The organism is Nitrosopumilus sp. (assembly GCF_025698945.1).
Taxonomy (GTDB): Archaea; Thermoproteota; Nitrososphaeria; order Nitrososphaerales; family Nitrosopumilaceae; genus Nitrosopumilus.
Map to the genome: position 1 here is coordinate 189,322 of NZ_JAILWM010000003.1, position 21,286 is coordinate 210,607.

A 21,286-nucleotide genomic window follows, 5' to 3' on the forward strand; every position below is an offset into this window, starting at 1 on the left:
GGGGTTATTTACTGATAAGCCTATTTTTTCTATTATTCTGTTGAAGAACTTTCATCTTTTGTTGCTGTTTTTGCTGGAGTCTCTGCTACAGGAGTCTCAGCACCTTCGACTTCCTCAGCTGGAGCCTCAACAACAGGCTCCTCTTTTGTTTTTTCTAACATTTGAGGAATTTTTGATTCAGGTGAAAAATGAATATTGTTTTCTTCTGCAACAGTCACAATATATGATGGAATGTTTACTCTTCTTTCTCCAATCATAATATGACCATGAATTACTGCTTGTCTTGCTTGATAAGGTGTTTTAAATCCAAGTTTCTTTGTTACAATAGTCTGTAATCTACGAGAAAGTAAATCATTTGGAGTCAAATTCAACACATCGTCTAATGATGCATCACCACTAACTAATCCAATTCGTGCAAGTGATTTCATTAATATTGGTTCTTTTTCTTCTCTGATTTCTTGTCCTAATGCAAGTAATGATCTTGCTTGATGTCTAACTCTAGATAATTCAGTATGTGCTTTCCATAATTCTCTTTTAGTTCTTAATCCAAATGTTCCAAGAGTTTTCAACTCTTCCATTTTTAATTCATAATTAAGTGGTCTTTTTGGTTTTCTCCAAACTCTTCGTGGATATTTAGGATCTCCCATTCAAAACACCTATTTAGCTTTCTCCGCTGGAGCTTCTTTCTTTTCAGCTGCTGGAGCTGCGGCTGCTGTAGTTGGTGCTGCTGCCGTTGGTGCTGCTGGAGATCCACCAGAAGAATCTTTTGTAGGAGCTGCTTGTCCACCAGCTTTAGCTACACCTACTGCTCCACCCTTTCTACCTGATGTTCTAGTTCGCTGTCCTCTAACTTTTAATCCATTAAGGTGACGATAACCTCTCCAACTAGCAACTATTCTTTCTCTTTCAATATCATTTCTTAAAGTAAATGGAATATCTGATGTAAGTAAATGTAAATCCGTTCCTGTTTCAATATCTTTTCTTCTGTTGATAAACCATGAAGGAAAATTTCCTGCAATTGGATCTGTAATTAATTTTTCAATAGCTTGAACATTCTCTTCTGTCAAATTTCCTATGTGGGAATTTGTGTCAATATTTAGGGTGTCAAGAATTGCAGTGGCAAAATTATAGCCAATGCCTTTGATTTTAGTAAGACCTACGATTATCTTTCTCTCTCCTGGGATATCGTTACCCACAATCCTTACAATGTGTCTGTATTCCTGACTACTCAAGTATTCAAAAATTCAAAGAAACCCCGATAAAAACCATGCTAGGCGTCAAATTCTGTGATTTGTTTATGATTATCTTCCTCATTAAGGACAAGTCATCTAAAATCCTCATCATCTGTCCAATCTCTTCCTTGGATATTCCAAATGTTACATTTGCAGCATTTTTTGACTCCTCTTTGAGGGTCAATATCTATGCAATAGCAATGTTCCCCTTTTCCTGAAGGATCAAGTCTGCATAGTTTTTGCATGATCTCTATATTCTCTTTTTCCTAATTATCTTTTTGAAATAAATCAAAAAGTTATAAATTTCAACATTTTTTCTGATAGTAAATGGAAGTCTCATTTGATAGAGAAAAAGTTGTTGAAAGTATGTTTGATCCAATAACTTCATCAATTATTGCTGAACTTGAAGACGGCGAGAAAGAATGTTCTTTTTTAGCCAAACAAACAGAAATCTCAGAGAATGATGTACTTGATAGACTTGGATATTTAATTGAGCATGAATTTATTTACAAAAAATCTAATGATGGTAAATATTTTCTTTCAGCAAATACTGATAAACTTAACACCGTAATTGAAAATAGTGAAAATTTTGAAAATACAATTAGCGGTCTTGAAAAAATGGATAGTTATTTGAATTGATTTTTTTTATTTTTAATTCCTATTACTGCTATTACTACTAATCCTCCCATGCCTATTATTAATACGTAAATTGATAGAAATCCAAGTATTTTCTTTCCAGTATCTGGAACTGGTCCTATTGCTCCGAAGACTTGTGATTCTTCAATATCTGCACTTTCAATAATTAATTTATAGGTACCAGATTCAAAAACCTCAAATTCATTTTCAATTGTATCTTGATCAATCTTCTGTGAAACAATTTCAATACTAAATGGATCTAAAATTTTTGCTGAAAATGTATTTTCTTTAAACTCAATTACTTGAACTGCAAAAACTCCTGTTGATGTTTTTTGAGAATCAAGTTCGGTAGAGATTAGAATTTCTTTTGAGGAACTGATTTTACCACTTCCTTGATTTACCCCTTCTAGAATTATCTGATTACCCACGACCAGTAAAGCTAATCCTAAAACAATTAATCCTCCTGATACAACAAGAATTATTCCTGATTTTTGCACAGGTTAAGTGGAATCATCTTTAGTTTAAACCTAATTTTTATTAAAATTATTAGGCGTTTGTGATAAAGTTAGACTGGACTAAAAAAGTTAGCTTAGGGTAAATTTAAATAGAGATTTTTGTAATTTTTATTATTGCAAATTACTCGATCGAATATAATGATCCTAGTGATATCTCTACTACTTGGTTTCTCTGTAGTGATGATCTATCCGACAATCTCTGAAGCTCAATCCGAAGAGAAAACATTTGTTACGCATTCTGGTGCATTAGTAAAAACATCTGGGGAAATAATTGATCCACTCTATGTTATATCTGATGTAGAATTTGATCCCATGGAATACTTGAGAGATTTCAACTATGGTAAAGTAACACAACTTTCTGATGGAACTACGTTGAGAGAATATACGATAATAGCTGAAGATGATAAAATAATGGAGGTATCTCCAGGTGTTTTCTATAATGTTTGGACTTTTAATGGAACTGTTCCAGGACCAACAATTAGAGCAACTGAAGGTGATCTGTTAAGAATAAAATTTATCAATAATGGTGATAAACAACACACAATACATTTTCATGGAATTCATCCAGCAGAAATGGATGGAGTTTTTGAACCAGTAGGGGCAAATGGGGGACAATTTGTATATGAATTCACAGCAGGACCTACAGGCGTTCATCCATATCATTGTCATGTAATGCCTCTAGAGGAACATATTGTTCATGGTCTTTATGGTGTCTTTATTGTTGATCCAAAAGAAGGAAGAATGCAAGCCGATGAAATGGTAATGGTTCTTAATGGTCTTGATACTGATTTTGATACTGAAAATAATTTCTATGCTGCAAACACTATTCCATTTTATTATCAGCATCATCCGATCCAAATTAACACCAATGAGTTAATTCGAATTTATGTTGTAAATATGGTTGAATTTGATCCTATCAATAATTTTCATCTTCATGGAAATTTGTACAAGTATTATCCTACAGGAACTGATCTAATTCCATCGTTTTATACAGATATGATTACACTATCTCAAACTGAACGTGGAATAATGGAATTTGAATACCAATATCCTGGCAAATATCTATTCCATGCGCATAAGGTGGAATTTTCAGAAAAAGGATGGGTTGGGATATTTCTTGCAAAGAATAGTCCTGTGACAAATGAGGATTTTGAATATGGAAGTTAGCAGTACTTCAAAAATTAAAGTAATTGCCAGTGGACTAATTCCTTTTGCTTTTGTGGTATTGATGATGTTGTATATTTTTGGCCCAGGTGCAAATTTACTTGATTTTGGAATTCCTCTACCTGAGATAACAATTGAAAAAGTTGATTTTGTAGACTCTGAAATACAAGCTACTGTTAGAAACACAGGTCCGATTCCAGTTGAAATTGTAATGGCAGATGTCAATGACAGAATTCAACCTGCTGCAATTGAACCAGATAGGTTTCTTGAACGATATGAAACAGCATTAGTTAGAATTCCATTTGAATGGAATGAAGCTGAGCCGTATATCATAGGAATGACAATAGAAGATGGAACAAGATTTGAAAAGGAAATTGAAGCTGCTGCATTTGCATTAGAACCTACTCTTGATCTTGCTATATTTTTTGCAATTATTGGAACGTATGTTGGAATTATTCCTGTAATGATTGGATTATTGTGGCTTCCATTTATTAAGAAAATTAGTAAACAAAAATACCATTTCTTTTTGGCATTAACTGCCGGACTATTGCTTTTCTTAGCAATTGATTCTGTAGAGGAGGCAATTGAAGTATCTGCTGAGAGTTTAGCTCCAAGTTTCAATGGCTCCTTACTCATTGCAACAGTTACTGTATTGTCATTTCTTGCATTATATTATTCGGGTGATAAAATAGTCAAAAAGGCTGATTCTTCAAAATTGTCAAAACCTGTTGCTATTGCACTTATGATCTCTATAGGAATTGGTTTACATAATTTTGGAGAAGGACTTGCAATAGGTGCATCGGTTGGTTTGGGATCAATTGCTTTTACTACTTTTTTGATTGTAGGTTTTGCATTACATAATACTACTGAGGGAATAGCTATTGCAGCTCCAATGTCAAGGGGAAAATTGATGATTGGAAAACTTGCAGCAATGGGGATAATTGCAGGAGCTCCTGCAATTTTTGGTGCATGGATTGGAGGTTTTGTATATTCTCCATTCACATCTGTAATTTTTCTCGCAATAGGGGCTGGTGCCATTTTTCAAGTAATCCTAGTGATAATGAGAATGATTAGAGAAGAAAATAACAATAATTTATCCAGTCTTTCAATTGTATCTGGATTTGGAGTTGGGATGCTGGTAATGTATCTGACCAGTATTCTGGTCTAGTTTGGTTCTGGGTGTATTGTAATTACAGCATTATTGATTTCTGCTCTAATCACATGCTCTATTTCAGATGTTAAATCATGGACTTTTTCAATTGATAATTGTCTATCAAAAGAGCAATCAATGTCAATCTTGAGAATATTTTCAAAATTTAATGATACTATTCGTCCAATTTTCTTAATTTCATTGTATTTTTCTAATATTTTCTTGATTTTTTCCTCAGTTTCTTTATCTTCCAAATTTAAATTCTCAGGCACAGAAATGAATGGCTCTAAATGAATCGTAGAGTGTTCAATTTCGGAAATATTTTGTTGAATTCTTTGTTCAATTATCTCAGAAATTTTGTGAGCTGATGATAAGTTGATGTCTCTGTCTACCATTACATGTAAATTTGTAAATGTCTTTCCGTTTGTTTTGTGAGTACTAACATTATGAACTCCTTTTACACCGTCAACGCTTTTAGCTATTTCTAGAATTTTTGCATCGAGTGGCACGTCTTCCCAGTTGGGTTCAAAATGGATTGTAATTTTTGCATTAGGTATTTCTTCCTTGATGTTCTTTTCAACATTACTACTAATCTCATGGGCTTTGTCAAAACTAGTATCTCCTCTTAGAGAAATAGTAATGTCTGCAAAAATTGTATCCCCTGATCTTCTCATTAGAATAGGATCAGCGTTAATTACATCTTCAGTCGTATTTGCAATTGATTTTACTTTTTTTACAAGTTCTGGAGAAATAATATCTGTTAGATCTTGAGCAGTCTTATAGACAAGTTTGATACTAAGAATTGCTAGCAATACTCCTAAGATAAGGGCTGCAACAAAATCACCATAGTATAATCCATACGATACAAGAATAATTCCAACAATTGCAACTAATGTAGAACCTAGATCCATAAATGCATGATAAAAATCCGCTTTTAGCGTGGCCCCTCCTATTTTCTTAATTGATCTTCTAAGAAGTATTATTCTAAAAATATCAATTCCAATTGTATATACACCTCCGATTATTGCATACATTCCAGGAAGAATGCTTGGATGAGGACTTTGTAATCTGTGAATCGATTCATAAATGAAAAAACATGCTATAAGAAAAATAGCAATACCACCAATTAATCCCCCCAATGATTCTATTTTTCCATGTCCATAGGTATGTTCTGCATCTGGTGGTTTTATTGCCCATCTAGCAGCTAAAAGTAAAACTAGAGTAACTACACTATCTAAGAGAGCATGTATGCTGTCTGTAACTAATGCCAGACTGTTTGAAATAAGACCAAAGATTAACTCTACTAAAAAAGCTGAAAAAATAGCAAAAAGTGAAATCTGTAAAACTTTACTTCTTCGAATAAACATTTTCCTTCTTTTTTGATATTATTACTCTTGTATAACAGGTTTCAAGAATGAATGATACGACAACATTATTTGTCATGAAGCAGAATTGGCTTTGGTTGGATTTGAACTATTATTTGCTACCTTTTCTATTGTTATTGCTAATTCCAATCGCTAATGCTGAGGCAACGCATAATTCCAACTTGTTTGTATCTGCAGAAAATCCTCAATTTGAGAATTATTTTGCAGGTTCTATGGTGGTAGAAGTTGTTGTGAATAATCCAAATCTCAAGGATACAGGTCAAGGCAAGGGCGAGCCTGATGTAACTGTTAATGGAAAGTCTTTGAGAATGGCACAAGCTGTTGATGGTAGTTGGTATGGATATTTTGCCAATGTTGCAAGTGCAAAGAGGGCTGATGCTACTGTTGGATTAGCTGGCAAAGGCTTGGATTTTGGTGTTTTTTGTAGCAGAGATACAGCATCATCTGTTTTTGGAATTTCACTTTCTGAGACGGATGGATTTGCAGTTCCAAAATCTGCAGGATTATCTGGATTCACTAATGGAGATACTTCATTTACTCCATGCACCGGTTCGCCTACTGGTACTGCTGTTCTAAATAATGTAGTTAGAAATGCAAAGTCTCTTAATACAAATTCAAATGTTCCAACAGGTCAAATAGGACTTAAAACAAATGCCTGGCCTTTAGTACAACTTTTTTCATTTGATAAAGTAATAATTCAGTATAATCCTGGAGGGCCATTACAATCAGTAACATTAGAGTATGATGAAATCCCAAATATCTCTTTAAAATTGGATAGAAAACTTTATCCAAATAATTCTGAAGTTTTTCTTACAATTAGTGATGTTCAATTAAATCAAGATCCTACTGATGAAGATTCTTGGACATTTGATGTTGGAAATAACCCTTCAACATTCTATCAGGCATTTGATGAATCTGGTTCTTCATCTTCAAATGGTGGTACAGGATTGGTGAATTTAGTACCACATCTTACAAAAATTGGATTTAAAAATAATGGAAAACTTGGAGTTAATTTAGGGTCTGTATTAGAATTAAAATCAAATGATGAACAACCAAGTACAAGTGTTACAAATGGAATACAAACATTTGCTACGATTCTAACAATTGTAGAAAATAGTCCAAACTCTGGTATCTTTGATAATGCTGATGACAATGATGAATCAACGTTGGGTGTTCTAGCGAATGCACCAAGGGGACAATCAGGTTCTATCACTTATGATAAAAAAACAGTTTCTGTTCTTACTGGTTCTTCTACTGCAAATATTGCACTAAATCCCTCTTTAACTATTGGTGATGGTTCTGCTTACTTGAAGCCTGGAACAAAATATCCTATAGTTTTGGTAGATCCTGATCAGAATATTAATTCTGGAACAAGGGATCACTTGGATGTATTTAGGGATACTTCAATTATTCCAACATTAAAAATTGGAAAACCTGTGACTCTTGAAAAGGCATCAAATGTTAAATTTTACACTTTGTCTACTGATTCTCTTACAATAGGCTCTCTAGCAAATTCTGCAGTACCTGATTCAAATTCTGCACGCCTGATTATTGACACTTCGAGTGTTCCTAATGGTGCATTTGAGAAAATATCTCTGAATTTGGGAATTACAGCATCTGATTTGCAGTCTTTGTTCATTGATGATTCCCTTTCGGATTCTGACGGGACAAATTGGTTAAACTATGATTTTAGATCTTTTTTAAATGATCTGGGAATATCTGATTTTTCTGATACTTCCCTTGAATTATCTTTTGGTACGCTTGGTGCATCTACAGTAAAAATTATTGATTCGGGGGATTTGACTTCATCCCAAGGTTTTCTTGAATTAGATGATTCAGACATTCAAGCCATATCTAGTAAAAGCGGAAATGTTTTTCTCGTAATTAATTTTGATTCATCTAATGATTCTGCAATTGTGGGTGCTATATCAAGTGAAACAAAATCTCAACCTATAACTGTTGATTTCTTTTCGTTTGGTTTAGTTGATTCAGATGATGTTAATAATGCAATTTATAGATTTGAGTTAGAAGAAACATCTGATGACTCTTCTACATTTGATGGAACTTTAGAATATTCAATTGCAAATCAACTTAATATTTTAGATTCTTCTTTTATTCAAACAATTCAACCAATTGATGATCAGATTAAATTTATTCTTACAAACCGACTTGTAAATGATAAGGGGATTAGTATTTCTTATTCAGACATTACTGAAACAGGTAATATTTCACCTACATCTACAAAATCTCAAATCTATACAAGCTCTGGCACTTTAAGATCTGATTCAACATCTTACCGTTTTGGACAACCTGTAACAATTACTCTTAATGATCCTGATCTTAATTTGAAAAATGATTTAATTGATATTTATTTTGTAGTAAATGATCCAAATTCTTCTATAGTTGATACAGTTGGGGCAAATGGAAATATCTTGCTTGAAGTTCTAATCAAAGATATTCGATACAAACGTTGTACTGTAAATGGTGTTGAGCATGGAGGATTAGGTGCAAGTGGATTTACTCTTGTTGAAACTGGGCCTAGTACAGGAATTTTTACTGGTACATTCAAAATGCCATCAAATATTTGCAATAAATCAGGCACTGACTTAATTTCATCAGCAGGTGGTAGTCTTGATGTCAAATATTATGATTCAAGAGATAGTTCTGGAAATGCAAATATTTTCAGCTTATTAAAAAATAAATCTCAATCTTCCTATCCTACCGTTCCTACATTAAGTGCATATTCTGTGGTAAAACCATCTGCTGGACAAATTAATGAGATAATTTTGTCTGGAACTCTTGGAAATTATAAAAGAGGATTGCCATTGGAAGTGACAATCATTTCTCCTGATGGAAACTCTCAAAATTTTGCAGCAACCCTTGCAAATGGAGGAACTTATAGATCAATTATTACCATTAATGAAAATTCTTTGGTAGGCAATTATGAAATTAAATTGTCTCATAACAATTCACCGGTAAAGACAATCACATTTGTTGTATCTAATCCTGAAATCCCTAACTGGATTAAAAATAATGCAAAATGGTGGTCCTCCACATCTATCTCTGATTCTGATTTTATTCGTGGTTTGGAATATTTGATTGAAGAAGGTTTGATTAAAATTTCACCTTCTGAGCGCAGTAAAATTTCAGATCAGATGATCCCTAACTGGATTAAAAATAATGCAAAATGGTGGTCCGAGAATCAAATTTCCGATGATGACTTTTTAAAATCAATTCAATACTTGGTCAAAAAAGGTATAATTCGAGTATAAACTGGTCAATTTTTCTTTCATTGAATACATAAATACTCTCAACTCATGAAAAAAAATGAAAATGAGACTGGCAGGATTACTAGCGTTTGCATTGTTATCCGTATCTGTTCTTTCTTATGGTATTAATGGCTCTGTTTTTGCAACTAGTGATCCAAATCCTGCATTATCAGTTGCATCTGACACGGAGATTTATACAAATGGTGCAAATGTTAAAGTCACAGGAAAAATCAAAGGCTATGATCCTAACTTTGGAAAAGGACTTACTTTTATTATTACATCTCCCGATAACAATATTGTTGGAATTGGACAAATAACTCCAAATTCTGATGGTTCATTTTCAAAATCTTTCGTTGCTGGTGGGCCTTTATGGAAACTAAATGGTGATTACGCAATTCAATTTCATTATGGAGCCGACGAATCAAATATTACAATTAATTATGTTGGAGGAGAGCAAGTTATTAGCAAACCAACGCCAGAACCTCCTGTAACCTGTCCTTCTGGTGAAACATTAGTAAATGGAAAATGTATGACTAAAGAACCAGAACCTCCTGTAACCTGTCCTTCTGGTGAAACATTAGTAAATGGAAAATGTATGACTAAAGAACCAGAACCTCCAACATGTGGTGCTGGAACAGAATTAGTAAATGGAATTTGTCAAGTGGTAAAAACTGAAAAACCAGGTGGAGGTTGTTTAATTGCAACAGCAGCATATGGTACTGAGCTTGCACCACAAGTTCAATTCCTTAGAGAAATTAGAGATAATACAGTAATGAGTACTTCTTCAGGAGCAGCATTCATGTCTGGATTTAACCAATTATACTATTCATTTTCACCAACAATAGCTGATATGGAAAGAGAAAATCCAATGTTCCAAGAAGTTGTTAGAGCATTTATCACACCTATGATTTCAACTCTATCAATTATGACACTTGCCGATGATGGTTCTGAAGTTGAGGTGCTAGGATTGGGAATTTCTGTAATTGCATTAAATTTGGGAATGTATATTGCTGCACCTGCACTGATTGGATTCAAGGTTCACAAACATTTCAAGTCTAGAAAATAATTATCATTTTCTAGTAGGTTATTATACTCAAACACATCATCTTAGATAATGCATATTGAATATGAAGAATTTGACACTATAGAAGATATTTTCATGTATATGGCATCTGCTGCCCCTCCGATGAAAAATACAATGCCCATTAATTCTTACAAGGGATATGTGATGTCCTTTATTCCTCTTAGTCCTTCTAATGGAGACACATACTTGATGATTTATTCAAAGGGTTCTCTTGATCCAGGAATTTATGAATTTGATGTATCATCTAAATCCTACAAAAAAGTAGAGTCTATTGAAAGAGCCGACAAAGTTTATTTTATTTCTCTATCACCAAAGCGAAATACAATTGCAGATTTTGCAATTGACAAACTATAGTTTCTTTGTCTGAATTTTAGGAGCAGATACAGATCTACTTCTAGCATATTTGTCAATTATCTCATCTGGTGTTCTACCATTGAAGAGATCTTTGCACAACCCTCTTAGGTATCTCATGATTGCCCAAGTTCCTGCTTTAAGAATTCCATACATAAAGACCTTCATAGGTGGTCCATAGGTCTTGTTTCTTAGGATGATTGGAATAATGTCATTGATTACTCTGAGATTATTTTCCCAGCATTTCCAAAACAATGTAAACTGAGCCTCATTCAAATTTCCAAAGTGCATTGAATTCTTTTCACTAAAGTCTTGGTAGAGTAAAGGAGCTACTAATCCTCTGAAATCCATCTCTCTAAAGTCACTCATCATATCAATTGTGTATTGAATATCATCTGGGGTTTCATCAGGCCAACCAATTATGATGGTTGCAGCTGGGAACCAATGATTTTCATTTAGAATCTTTGCTCCCTCTCTTACAACACTGCCCCATTCTTCAGGTGCAAATGGTTTAGTTTTAACTCCAAGATGTTTTTTTACCATTGCAGGTGCAACTGTTTCAATTCCTAAATTTGTTGCAAGCCATCTACCTGTTTGATCTTGTTGATTGATATGTGATATTTGTTGCATCAAGGTAGGATCTGCTGCAACTGCTGAAAATGTCATATGTGTAGTACCTACAAAGTTAGCACCTAACCCTTTCAATCCCTTCCATAAATCAGTAATAGCTTCTCTGTTTGGAACAAAATCCCTATTATCGCATCCATAAAGTAACATCTCATCTGAATGTAACCAAATCGAATCAAATCCATAATCTAAATTAATTTTAGCCTCATGTTGTAATCTTTCTAATGGTAAATCTTTTTTTGAACGTTTGTTTACATCACAAAAGTCACACCCTCTTCCACATCCTCTCATTGCTTCAATTAGAGAATTGATGGTAGGTCCTTCAATAATTGGAATATTTTCTAGGTTTCTAACAAAGCAATGCATTAATTCTGGTGCATCTCCTTTCTCTAGATCTTGAAACAGATCTACTGCTAATTCATCTGCTTCACCTACAACTACAGTATCTAATCCGTGAATTTTCATTCTGTCTGATTTTGCTAATTCCCATGCTCCGTTTCCGCCTACAACTACTTTGAAATCATATTTCTTTTTTAGCTGAATTATACTTGCACACATTTTTTTAAATTTCATTGCAACATATGATAATTTTTCAGGTGACATTGTTGTAGTAACTGGAGCCATACCAAGTGGATCCATGACATTAATTCCAACAACTTTGGTGTCTGGACCAATTGATTTATGTAACATTTCAGGATGTGCTAAGAAGACATCTTCTCGTTTGTATCCTCCCTGTATTAATGAGCTCTCTACTCTTCTTAATCCAACTTGAGCAACTTTGACTTCTCCAGTAATTGGGTCTGTTTCTACAGATGGACAGAAAACTTTGTCAAAAACCCATTCTGGTAGAACTTCATATGGTCCACACGCAATAAACCCATAAAGAAAATTTCCTCTATAATTTGTCATTAAACTACGATCAGCAGTTAATACAATACGTTTGCCGGCCAACTACAAAACTTCGTTAAAGTATGTTATATATGATTTACGAGGATAACTTGCTTTGATAGTTGTAAATTTTTTAATTATTTTATTTCTTAATTTTTGCTCTATTTGCAATGTTTGCAGCAATTCCTCCTGCAGCAATACCGTTGTCGATATTGACTATTGCTAATCCCAATGAGCAGCTTTGAAGCATTGACGCAAGAGCCGCAATTCCTTTTTCTCCATACCCATATCCAACTGATGTTGGGATGCCAATTATTGGAATGTCTATCATGGTGGCAACAAGTGTAGCTAACGCGCCCTCCATTCCAGCTGCCACGATAATACAATCAACATCTTCATTGATCATTTCTTTTAAAATTGGAAAAATTCTCTGGATTCCTGCAACTCCTACATCATAACTTGTAATACATTTACAATTCATTGCTTCACACATCAATCTCGATTCTTCTGCAACTCCAATATCTGATGTTCCCGCAGTTATAATTCCAACTTTGCCACCATAAAATTTTAATGGTTTTTTGTATAATAGTATGGATGATGATCTATCTCCTTTTTTCAAATTAACTTTTAATTTCTTTGAATAGTCTAAAATTTTGGGATAGTCTTCTTTTTTTATTCTTGATACAATCACTGCATTTGTTTTTTCTAGAGTTTTTTTGATGATTTTCTTGATTTCATCTAATTCTTTTGTTTCGGCAAAAATTACTTCTGGAATCCCTCTTCTCTTTTGCCTATTAATATCAATTTTAGCAAACCCTTCAACTTCTTCTATTGAATATAATGAAAGAAGTTTTTTTGCATTATTTACAGAAATCTTACCTTCTTTCAATGATTCTAAAATTTTTTGAATTTCCAATGGTTGTTTTTCTTTAATTGGATAAAAAAATGCTTAGATCTCTATTCCTGAAATTGCACTCTTTACACTGTCAACTGCTTTATCAAAAACTTGTTTTTCTTCATCATTTAGATCCAATTCAATAATTCTCTCTACACCGTTTTTACCAATAACTGCTGGAACACCTATTGTGACATCAGAATGACCATACTCCCCATTAAGATATGTAGCTACTGGAATGACTTGCTTTCTATCTCTGACTACTGATTCTATAATTGCTGAAATTGCATTACCCGGGGCATGCACTGTGGCCCCTTTTAGCTCAATAACTTTTGCAGCAACTTGCTTGGTGTTTAAAATTAATTCATCTAATTTTTCTTTTGGTAGAAAAGAGGATAAAGGAATTCCAGAAACTGAGGAGAATCTTGGTAATGGCAACATGTTTTCACCATGCTCTCCGATAACAAGTGCTCTAATAGAATCACGTGAGTGACCGGTTGCTTCATGAATAAATTGTCTGAATCTAGATAAATCTAACATTCCTCCCATTCCAAAAACTCTGCTTCTATCAAAACCTGATACTTTGTAAGTAATGTAGGCCATAGGATCCAGAGGATTTGTAACTGGAATAATCATAGAGTCGTCTGCATATTTTTTTATATTTTCTACAACACTCTTTACAATTGAAGCATTAATTTTTAGTAAATCCATTCTTGTCATTCCTGGTTTTCTTCCAGAACCTGCAACTACTACAACAATATTTGATCCCTTCATATCTGCAAAATCATTTGAACCCTTTACTTCTACATCTATTCCTTGTTCTGATAGCATGTGATTGATATCCATTGCCTCCCCCTGAGGTAGTCCTTCAGCAACATCTAGAAGCAATATTTTATCATCTAATCTTTTTAATGCAGAGAATAAAGCAGCATCTCCACCTACTTTACCAGAACCAATTATTGTAATCATGCAAACCGCTGTTAATTTTCAATAATTAAATCTAATGAAATCCAGTTCATATTAGGCGAATTTATAAGCATTTTTGATCTTTTTTAATTATGGTATTAGTTATTGATCCTCAAATTGCAGGGATTTCAGGTGATATGTTACTATGTTCCTTAGTAGATTTAGGTGCTGATAAAAATAAAATTATTTCTGGAATTAAAAACTCTGAGAAATTCTTTCCAAATTCATCAATTAGTAAAATTGAATTTCAAAAAATCCAAAAAAATGGAGTTGAAGCTTTAGAATTAATTTTAGATGTTACTGATAACATCCATGAAAGAAAAGGTTTAGAAATTAAACAAGCTATTGATAATTCCATTGATTCTTTAGGATTATCAGATAAAGCAAAAAAATTTGCTAATTCCTGTATTTCTACTCTAATTACATCTGAATCCATAATTCATGGGATATCTGAAGATTCTGTACATTTTCATGAGGCATCAAGTATTGACACTCTTGTAGATATTGTTGGAATTACAATTGCATTAGAAGATTTGAATTTGCTTGATGAAAAAACTGTTTGTCTGCCTGTATCCGTTGGATCTGGTACTGTAACTTTTTCTCATGGAACAATGTCTAATCCAGCTAGTGCTGTTCTTGAAATTTTTAAAAAATCTAATCTGATCATTAAAGGAACCCCTACAAATGAAGAATTAACTACTCCAACAGGCGCCTGTGTTTTAGTTAATTTAACAAATACTTCCATAGAATATTATCCAAAAATGAAAATTGACTCCATTGGATATGGTGCTGGGCAGAAAAATTTTGATTCATTTTCAAATGTTTTGAAACTTATCCGCGGAACTGAGGATAAATTTGAAATTGATTCAGTGAAGGTTTTGGAGACTAATGTGGATGATGTTTCAGGAGAAATATTGGGCAACCTAATTGAAAAACTAATGGATAAAGGGGCAAAGGACGTTTCAATTTATCATGGAATTACAAAGAAAGGAAGACCAACAAATCTTGTCACTGTAATCTGTGATGATAAAAGAGTTGATAATTTAGTTGATACTCTAGTTCTTGAAACTGGCACGCTTGGAATTAGGATTTTTGAATCTAATCGATTTATTGTACCTCGAATTTCAGATAGTATTTCTTTAACATTAAATGAAGAAACATTTGAAGTTCACTTTAAAAAATCTACTTTTAAAGGAAAAACAGATTTTAAAATTGAATTTGATGACTTGAAAAAAATCTCTAACACTATTGACAAATCAATTAAAGAAACCGAGTCATTATTAAGAAAGAAAATTGAAAAACTAGAGTAATAACAATGTCAAAAATTGATGAACTTGTTAATTGGTTCGAAGGCAGAAATAAAGTTCTTGTTGCTTTATCTGGTGGTGTTGATAGTGCCCTTGTCGCATATGCAGCTTTTCAAAAATTAGGAGAATCAGCTATTGCTGTAACTGCAGATTACAAAACGTTATCAAAAGAGGAATTAGATGCTTCTAAACAAATTTGCTCAGATATAGGCATTAAACAATTTCTTTTGGATTATAATGAACTAGAAAATGAAGAATTTACAAAAAATGCTCCAGATCGTTGTTTTCATTGTAGGATGGAATTAGGTTCACATTTGATAGATTTTGCTCAAGAACATGATGTGCACTTGATTGTAGATGGAACAAATATTGATGATTTAGGTGAATATAGACCTGGGATTGAGGCATTAAAACAAAACGGTGTTAGAAGCCCTCTTGTGGAAACCAATTTTTCAAAAAATGAAATTAGAGATTCAGCAAAAATAATTGGTTTGTCTGTTTTTGATAAACCCTCTAATTCTTGTTTAGCATCCAGAATTCCATGGGGACAAAGAGTTACTGCTGAAAAATTAGCTAGAATTGAATATGGTGAAATTATTGTGAAACAACTTACAAAAGTTAACCAAGTAAGAGTACGTGACCTTCAAGGTTCTGCAAAAATAGAAGTAGAAAAAGAAATGATTTCAGTTTTTGATATTGATATTATGAAACAATTAACTGAGAAATTAAAAATGATTGGATTCTTAAATGTAGAAATTGATCCAGAGGGTTATTCGCCAGGAAAAATTAATGTGATTGCAGATTGATATATTTGGATAATGCTGCATCCACTCAAATTCATGAGGATGTTTTGACTTCTATGTTGCCCTATCTTAAAGAACAATATGGAAATCCATCATCAATTCATAGATATGGCAGACTAGCTCATAAAGCAATTGAGAAAGCAAGAAAACAAATTGCTTTGTTGATTAATGCTGATCCTTCTGAAATTCTTCTAACTTCTGGTGGAACTGAATCAAATAACACTGCATTAAATGGAATTGCCTTAAAAAAACCATTATCTCGAATTATTACTTCTTCTATAGAACATGATGCTGTTTTAGAACCATGTAAAAAATTATCTAAAAATGGATTTGAAGTGATTTATCTTCCAGTAGATCATTTTGGGCTTGTCGATATTAAAGAATTGAAAAATTCAATTTCTGAAAAAACATCTCTTGTATCAATTATGTTTGGCAATAATGAAATCGGCACAATACAACCAATTTCTGAAATTTCAAAAATATGCCAAGAATATAAAATTCCTTTTCATACTGATGCCGTTCAAGCTGTAGGTAAAATTCCAATTGATGTTAAAGAATTAGGCATAGATTTACTCTCGATCTCATCTCACAAACTCTATGGTCCTAAAGGAGTTGGTGCTTTGTATATCAAAAATGGACTTGATATACCTCCCTTCATTTTGGGAGGAGGTCAGGAAAATGGATTGCGTTCAGGAACTGAAAATGTTGCAAATATTGTTGGATTTGGGATGGCATGTGAAATTGCAATGAAAAATATACATGAGAATTTTTCATACGTAAAAAATCTTCAGGAATTATTAATTCAAAAGATATCTGATGAAATTCCTCAAGTTACATTAAATGGACATCCTCAATTAAGATTGCCTCACAATGTTCATTTTACTTTTCTTGGTGTTAATGGAGAAGATCTTATTATAAAACTTGATGAGCATGGAATTGCAGCATCTACAGGATCTGCGTGTTCTGTAAATACACAAAAAGCATCTCATGTTTTACAGGCAATGGGATTTTCACACGAACAAATAACAGGCTCTTTAAGATTGACTATTGGAATTTATAATAATCAAAAGGAAATTGATCAAACAGTTGATGTTCTCAAAAAAATCATTGTTGAATTACGTGCAGTTTCCCCATTTAAAGAGAAATACTCTTTTGTTTAAATTAGTAATTAATTTGTAATTTGTTTCGTGAAACTAAAATTGTTGATAAAATTCCTATGGTTAGAATTATTAGAACAATAGTTCCAAATTCTGGAACAACATAAGTTCCAATTACTTCAATATCTGAATCATCCTGTTCGAAGTTTATGGTAATTATTCTAGAATCTGCATGTACAACTGATTCCTGATATGGGGCCTCTATTCCATCAATTAGTATGATAAATGCATCATCTTTACCATCTTGTTTTTCAGCGCCTATGAATTCTCTAGGTAAATCTAATGTTATAGTTCCTTTATCTGTGGCATCTACCTGGACTATTAATGCAAAAATATCCGAATCTACTATCATATCAATTACTGATCCTCCTTTGATGCTGTATTCTACATCAAATGTACCTTGATTTCCAGCATCTACTTCAAAAATTTCTGTTGTTGTAAATGATTTTGATTTTGGACTATAGTCAAATTCAGCTTCAGCTATATTTCCTTCTCCATATGAGACTCTAACTGTGTATACTCCAGCATTTTTCCAAAGAGGACCTTCTGCAATAACTGTGTGTGAATAACTTCCATCTTTTGCTACGCTAATCTGTGCAATATCTACTAAATTTCCTTGAGAAAACAATTGTAATGTAACTGGCGTATCACCCACTTTAGTTAAAACAATTCCAGAAATAACAATCGTATCACCTTCATCATAAAGATTATCATCTGTTTGAACAGAAATTAAAGATTCTTGTGCAAATGCTGTTCCAGTTGAAAATATTAACAAAGAAATTATTCCATAAACTATTCTAGAATCCACAACGTTTGAAATGCACATTTGTATATTTCCTTTACTATTAAAAATGAAAAAATGAAAAAAGTTGTGATTTTAGTATCTTGGTATAATGCTAAGTCTTGACTTTGCAGAGATTGCAATTATTGAGATAATTGCTACTGCTAGAATCATGGCTGCAATTGTACCAAACTCTGGGACTACATAGGTACCAATGATTTCAATTTTCTCAGCGCCTGCTAGGAACATGATTGTTACTTTGTTTGTAATCTTATCAATTTGAACATCATTCCATTCTTCTCCATCAACAAGTACCATGAAGATACCGTCTTGGATTGATTTTGCTGGAGTTACTGTTAAGGTTCCATCATCTTTAGCGTTGATGTTAATGACTATTGATTTGTCATCAGTATTGATTTTTGCACTGGTTACTGTTCCACCTGTAATGCTGTATGGTATACATTTACCACTTGCAGTAATTTCATTTGTACCGCATGTTGCACTTGGTGTTGTTGGTTTTACCATTGCTTCTCCACCAGTTAATTCAACTTGGACTTTGTTACTTTTTTCAGTATTTCCATAGTTTACTTTAATGGTGTAGGTACCATCGTATTTCCATAAAGCACCTGCTGTATTTATTTTAGTCTCAAAACTACCATCTTCTGCTACCTTGACTTGATCAATTGTAACAATGGAGTTTAATGGACTTACAACAGTCACTGTAACTGAAAATCCCGAAGCTACATTTGCTACTTGACCCATTACCATAATCATGTCATTATGACCATATTCTGCTTTATCTGTCCAAACTGATATTGGAATAGATCTCATCAGAGCTTCTTTAGCTGATGTTTTTGCATTTTCTGGCTCACACTGTACACATGCTGGTGGCAAATTATTGCTATCAGCAGCATATGCTGATGACATGGTTAAAGTACCGACTGCAGTCAAAAGGGCTAGTAGCGCGAACGACGTACGGCTGTTCATCTTATTGCGACTTGCATCTGTCTCTATTTATGTATATTTAAAAAGAGAAAAAAGTTGTGAACTTAGTATCTTGGAATAATGCTAAGTCTTGACTTTGCAGAGATTGCAATTATTGAGATAATTGCTACTGCTAGAATCATGGCTGCAATTGTACCAAATTCTGGCACTACGACTCCTTCTCTAATATCTACTTCAGCTGAAGCAGTATATTTTGGATCATCAAATTGCTTTCCAGTTACAGTGTAAATTCCATCTTGTTTCCAAAGAGGTCCGCCTGTAGTGATTGTAGTAGTAAATTCTCCATTAAGCATTGGTGATACTTGACCTACTGATACTTTATTTCCATTTGGTGCTGTTACTGTCAAAGTGATGTCTTGACTAACTCTATCAGTTGTTCCTGAAATCTCAATAGTTGTAGATCCCAATACTGCATCTGCATAAAGTTCAAGTCCTGCATCTTTTGCAACATTTGGAGTATATGGCTTATAGATTCCTGTTTCTAAGTTAGACTCAGTTACAGATGTCTTTTTTGCCATTCCATTTGCTACTTCAACAAGTACTTTTAATGAATACAATGAATTTTGTTGCATTGCTTTGATTGTATAGAATCCATTCTCAGTCCATGTTGGACCAATTTTGAATTGGGTTCCAAAATTACCATTATCATCCGGTGATACTTGACCGATGGCAACTACATTGTTTCCACTTGGAGATGTCACTCTAAATGTAACATCATTCATTTTTGAAATTGTTGTTCCTGTTAAGGTGATTGTATCTGAATTTCTATCAGCTGTTACTGTAACAGCCATTCCTTGAACAGCGGCAGCAGAAGCATCTTGTTGAATTGAGGTCATTGAAATTAATGACAGTGCCAAAAGGGCTATTGCCATTGATGTTGTTGAACGTTTAAAATTCATCCTATTTCAACCCAACAATCTTTTGGTATTTATGTATATTTAAAAAGAATATTTTCATCCTTACCTATCTACGATCAGACGTTTACCCATTTTTATTCCGATCTATTGATTCATACTTTAATTCATTAGTAAGGAAGTCTGCCAAATGTTTTAAGAATAATATAATTTCAGAGATTTTTTTGAATTAAATTTTAATTTTTGTAAATCCATGATTGGGGGATGATTAAAAAGAGAAAAAAGATGAAATTTAGTATCTTGGAATAATGCTAAGTCTTGACTTTGCAGAGATTGCAATTATTGAGATAATTGCTACTGCTAGAATCATGGCTGCAATTGTACCAAATTCTGGGACTACAAATGTACCGATTATTTCGATTTCTTCAGCCCCTACTGGGAATGCTATGGTGAGTGTTCTGTCTGTTGATGTTGTTGTTTCACTAAAGTCTACTTCTTCTCCATCAATTAAGACAAAGAAGTCGTCATCTTCACCATTGATTGTTGCATCCATTACAGATCTTGGAATTGTTAGGGTTAATGTTCCATCGCTAGTTGCATCAATAGATATGATCAGTGAATTTGCATCCACATCAGGCATTACACTAAGTAATTTGCCGCCTGTGATTGTATATCTTATTAAATCACTAGAACCTTCAACTGCAATTGTATTGCCAGTTATAGGACCCTTTGGTGGTGTTGTAGAACCCCCAAATTCAAATTCTGTTGTTGCTGAACGATTTTCGGTTCCGTATTGAACTGTAACTGTGTATGTTCCAGCTGCTTTCATCAAAGAGCCTCCTGCAGTAATTTCAGTACTGAATTTTTTATCAGCACCAACTGTTACTTGTGCAATTGATACCAAGTTTCCATTAGGAGCCTTGACTATTACACTAACTGGGGTTCCAGAATACAGTTCTTTGACTTGACCTGTTACCATGATTATTTCACCCTGTGAATAGGATGTTTTATCTGTAGTAACAACAATCGAACTTTGTATTTGTCCAAATGCTGGTGCCATGCCAATACTTACAATTAAGATTGCAGATAAGGCAAACACCGATAGATGAGTTTTCATCAATCTTACGCCTGAATTTATCTTATTTAAGGTTGTGAAAAAATTTGTTGACAAACAAGAAAAAACGCAGCGTTTAACGAATTTCAGATTAGATATATAT

21 protein-coding genes are annotated in these 21,286 nt (G+C 33.5%); 9 read left to right on the top strand and 12 right to left on the bottom strand.

The genetic code is table 11. The features are described from left to right. Positions 1-32 precede the first annotated feature (32 nt). The 3 genes from K5790_RS07935 to K5790_RS07945 form a co-directional block, all read right to left on the bottom strand. Entirely contained in the window at positions 33-647 is a 615-nt protein-coding gene (locus tag K5790_RS07935; RefSeq protein ID WP_297593961.1) for a 30S ribosomal protein S4, read from the bottom strand. Between the two features lie 9 nt (positions 648-656). Next, positions 657-1,232 (bottom strand): 30S ribosomal protein S13, encoded by a 576-nt coding sequence (locus K5790_RS07940; protein WP_297593962.1) that lies wholly within the window; start codon positions 1,230-1,232, stop codon positions 657-659. 92 nt (positions 1,233-1,324) lie between these two features. Next, positions 1,325-1,477 (bottom strand): hypothetical protein, encoded by a 153-nt coding sequence (locus K5790_RS07945; protein WP_297593963.1) that lies wholly within the window; start codon positions 1,475-1,477, stop codon positions 1,325-1,327. 82 nt (positions 1,478-1,559) lie between these two features. Here K5790_RS07945 and K5790_RS07950 point away from each other — a divergent pair, with 82 nt between their 5' ends. Next, complete coding sequence (locus K5790_RS07950; protein WP_297593964.1) at positions 1,560-1,871, top strand: hypothetical protein; 312 nt, start codon at positions 1,560-1,562, stop codon at positions 1,869-1,871. On the opposite strand, the gene K5790_RS07955 is transcribed toward K5790_RS07950, so the two are convergent. Then, the gene (locus K5790_RS07955; RefSeq protein WP_297593965.1) at positions 1,859-2,365 is read right to left on the bottom strand and encodes a hypothetical protein; all 507 of its coding nucleotides are present in this window, start codon (positions 2,363-2,365) and stop codon (positions 1,859-1,861) included. The genes K5790_RS07950 and K5790_RS07955 overlap by 13 nt on opposite strands. 156 nt (positions 2,366-2,521) lie before the next feature. Between K5790_RS07955 and K5790_RS07960 the strand changes: the two genes are divergently transcribed. Further along, positions 2,522-3,550: a multicopper oxidase domain-containing protein gene (locus K5790_RS07960; RefSeq protein ID WP_297593967.1), complete on the top strand. Its 1,029-nt coding sequence runs from the start codon at positions 2,522-2,524 to the stop codon at positions 3,548-3,550. Next, positions 3,540-4,715 (top strand): divalent cation transporter, encoded by a 1,176-nt coding sequence (locus K5790_RS07965; protein ID WP_297593969.1) that lies wholly within the window; start codon positions 3,540-3,542, stop codon positions 4,713-4,715. The genes K5790_RS07960 and K5790_RS07965 overlap by 11 nt, the downstream gene beginning before the upstream one ends. Here K5790_RS07965 and K5790_RS07970 read toward each other — a convergent pair. Further along, the gene (locus tag K5790_RS07970) at positions 4,712-6,064 is read right to left on the bottom strand and encodes a cation diffusion facilitator family transporter (protein WP_297593971.1); all 1,353 of its coding nucleotides are present in this window, start codon (positions 6,062-6,064) and stop codon (positions 4,712-4,714) included. The two genes, K5790_RS07965 and K5790_RS07970, sit on opposite strands and share 4 nt — an antisense overlap. A 128-nt stretch (positions 6,065-6,192) precedes the next feature. Between K5790_RS07970 and K5790_RS07975 the strand changes: the two genes are divergently transcribed. Genes K5790_RS07975 through K5790_RS07985 form a run of 3 tightly spaced genes read left to right on the top strand, consistent with a single transcriptional unit; the run spans position 6,193 to position 10,789 of the window. Then, complete coding sequence (locus tag K5790_RS07975) at positions 6,193-9,354, top strand: peptidase (protein WP_367182874.1); 3,162 nt, start codon at positions 6,193-6,195, stop codon at positions 9,352-9,354. Positions 9,355-9,409: 55 nt separating this feature from the next. Beyond that, positions 9,410-10,417 carry an EB domain-containing protein gene (locus K5790_RS07980; RefSeq protein WP_297593973.1) on the top strand — a complete coding sequence of 336 codons (1,008 nt, stop codon included), beginning with the start codon at positions 9,410-9,412 and terminating at the stop codon, positions 10,415-10,417. Between the two features lie 48 nt (positions 10,418-10,465). Then, complete coding sequence (locus tag K5790_RS07985; RefSeq protein ID WP_297593975.1) at positions 10,466-10,789, top strand: hypothetical protein; 324 nt, start codon at positions 10,466-10,468, stop codon at positions 10,787-10,789. Here the strand turns inward: K5790_RS07985 and K5790_RS07990 are convergent. The 3 genes from K5790_RS07990 to K5790_RS08000 all read right to left on the bottom strand — a co-directional run bounded on the left by K5790_RS07990 (position 10,784) and on the right by K5790_RS08000 (position 14,165). Next, the gene (locus K5790_RS07990; protein ID WP_297593977.1) at positions 10,784-12,364 is read right to left on the bottom strand and encodes a radical SAM protein; all 1,581 of its coding nucleotides are present in this window, start codon (positions 12,362-12,364) and stop codon (positions 10,784-10,786) included. The two genes, K5790_RS07985 and K5790_RS07990, sit on opposite strands and share 6 nt — an antisense overlap. A 79-nt stretch (positions 12,365-12,443) precedes the next feature. Then, positions 12,444-13,217 carry a nickel pincer cofactor biosynthesis protein LarB gene (gene larB / locus K5790_RS07995; protein ID WP_297593979.1) on the bottom strand — a complete coding sequence of 258 codons (774 nt, stop codon included), beginning with the start codon at positions 13,215-13,217 and terminating at the stop codon, positions 12,444-12,446. A gap of 33 nt (positions 13,218-13,250) precedes the next feature. Next, positions 13,251-14,165, bottom strand: a complete 915-nt coding sequence (locus tag K5790_RS08000) for a malate dehydrogenase (RefSeq protein ID WP_297593981.1) — start codon at positions 14,163-14,165, stop codon at positions 13,251-13,253. An 89-nt stretch (positions 14,166-14,254) separates the two neighbouring features. Between K5790_RS08000 and larC the strand changes: the two genes are divergently transcribed. From larC to K5790_RS08015, 3 genes are read left to right on the top strand one after another with little or no spacing between them, the layout of a single operon-like run. Further along, the gene (larC, locus tag K5790_RS08005; RefSeq protein WP_297593983.1) at positions 14,255-15,472 is read left to right on the top strand and encodes a nickel pincer cofactor biosynthesis protein LarC; all 1,218 of its coding nucleotides are present in this window, start codon (positions 14,255-14,257) and stop codon (positions 15,470-15,472) included. A 5-nt stretch (positions 15,473-15,477) separates the two neighbouring features. Beyond that, on the top strand, positions 15,478-16,275 hold the full coding sequence (gene larE, locus K5790_RS08010) for an ATP-dependent sacrificial sulfur transferase LarE (protein ID WP_297593985.1): 798 nt from the start codon (positions 15,478-15,480) through the stop codon (positions 16,273-16,275). Beyond that, the gene (locus K5790_RS08015) at positions 16,272-17,432 is read left to right on the top strand and encodes a cysteine desulfurase family protein (protein WP_297593987.1); all 1,161 of its coding nucleotides are present in this window, start codon (positions 16,272-16,274) and stop codon (positions 17,430-17,432) included. Before larE ends, K5790_RS08015 begins: the two co-directional genes overlap by 4 nt. Position 17,433: 1 nt before the next feature. Here K5790_RS08015 and K5790_RS08020 read toward each other — a convergent pair whose 3' ends face one another. The 4 genes from K5790_RS08020 to K5790_RS08035 form a co-directional block, all read right to left on the bottom strand. Then, positions 17,434-18,237, bottom strand: a complete 804-nt coding sequence (locus tag K5790_RS08020; protein ID WP_297593989.1) for a PEFG-CTERM sorting domain-containing protein — start codon at positions 18,235-18,237, stop codon at positions 17,434-17,436. Positions 18,238-18,306: 69 nt separating this feature from the next. Next, positions 18,307-19,137 carry a PEFG-CTERM sorting domain-containing protein gene (locus K5790_RS08025; RefSeq protein WP_297593991.1) on the bottom strand — a complete coding sequence of 277 codons (831 nt, stop codon included), beginning with the start codon at positions 19,135-19,137 and terminating at the stop codon, positions 18,307-18,309. A gap of 122 nt (positions 19,138-19,259) precedes the next feature. Next, a complete protein-coding gene (locus K5790_RS08030; protein WP_297593993.1) occupies positions 19,260-20,114 on the bottom strand; it encodes a PEFG-CTERM sorting domain-containing protein in 855 nt (284 codons plus the stop codon). 247 nt (positions 20,115-20,361) lie between these two features. Further along, positions 20,362-21,186 carry a PEFG-CTERM sorting domain-containing protein gene (locus K5790_RS08035; protein WP_297593995.1) on the bottom strand — a complete coding sequence of 275 codons (825 nt, stop codon included), beginning with the start codon at positions 21,184-21,186 and terminating at the stop codon, positions 20,362-20,364. Positions 21,187-21,286 lie beyond the last annotated feature (100 nt).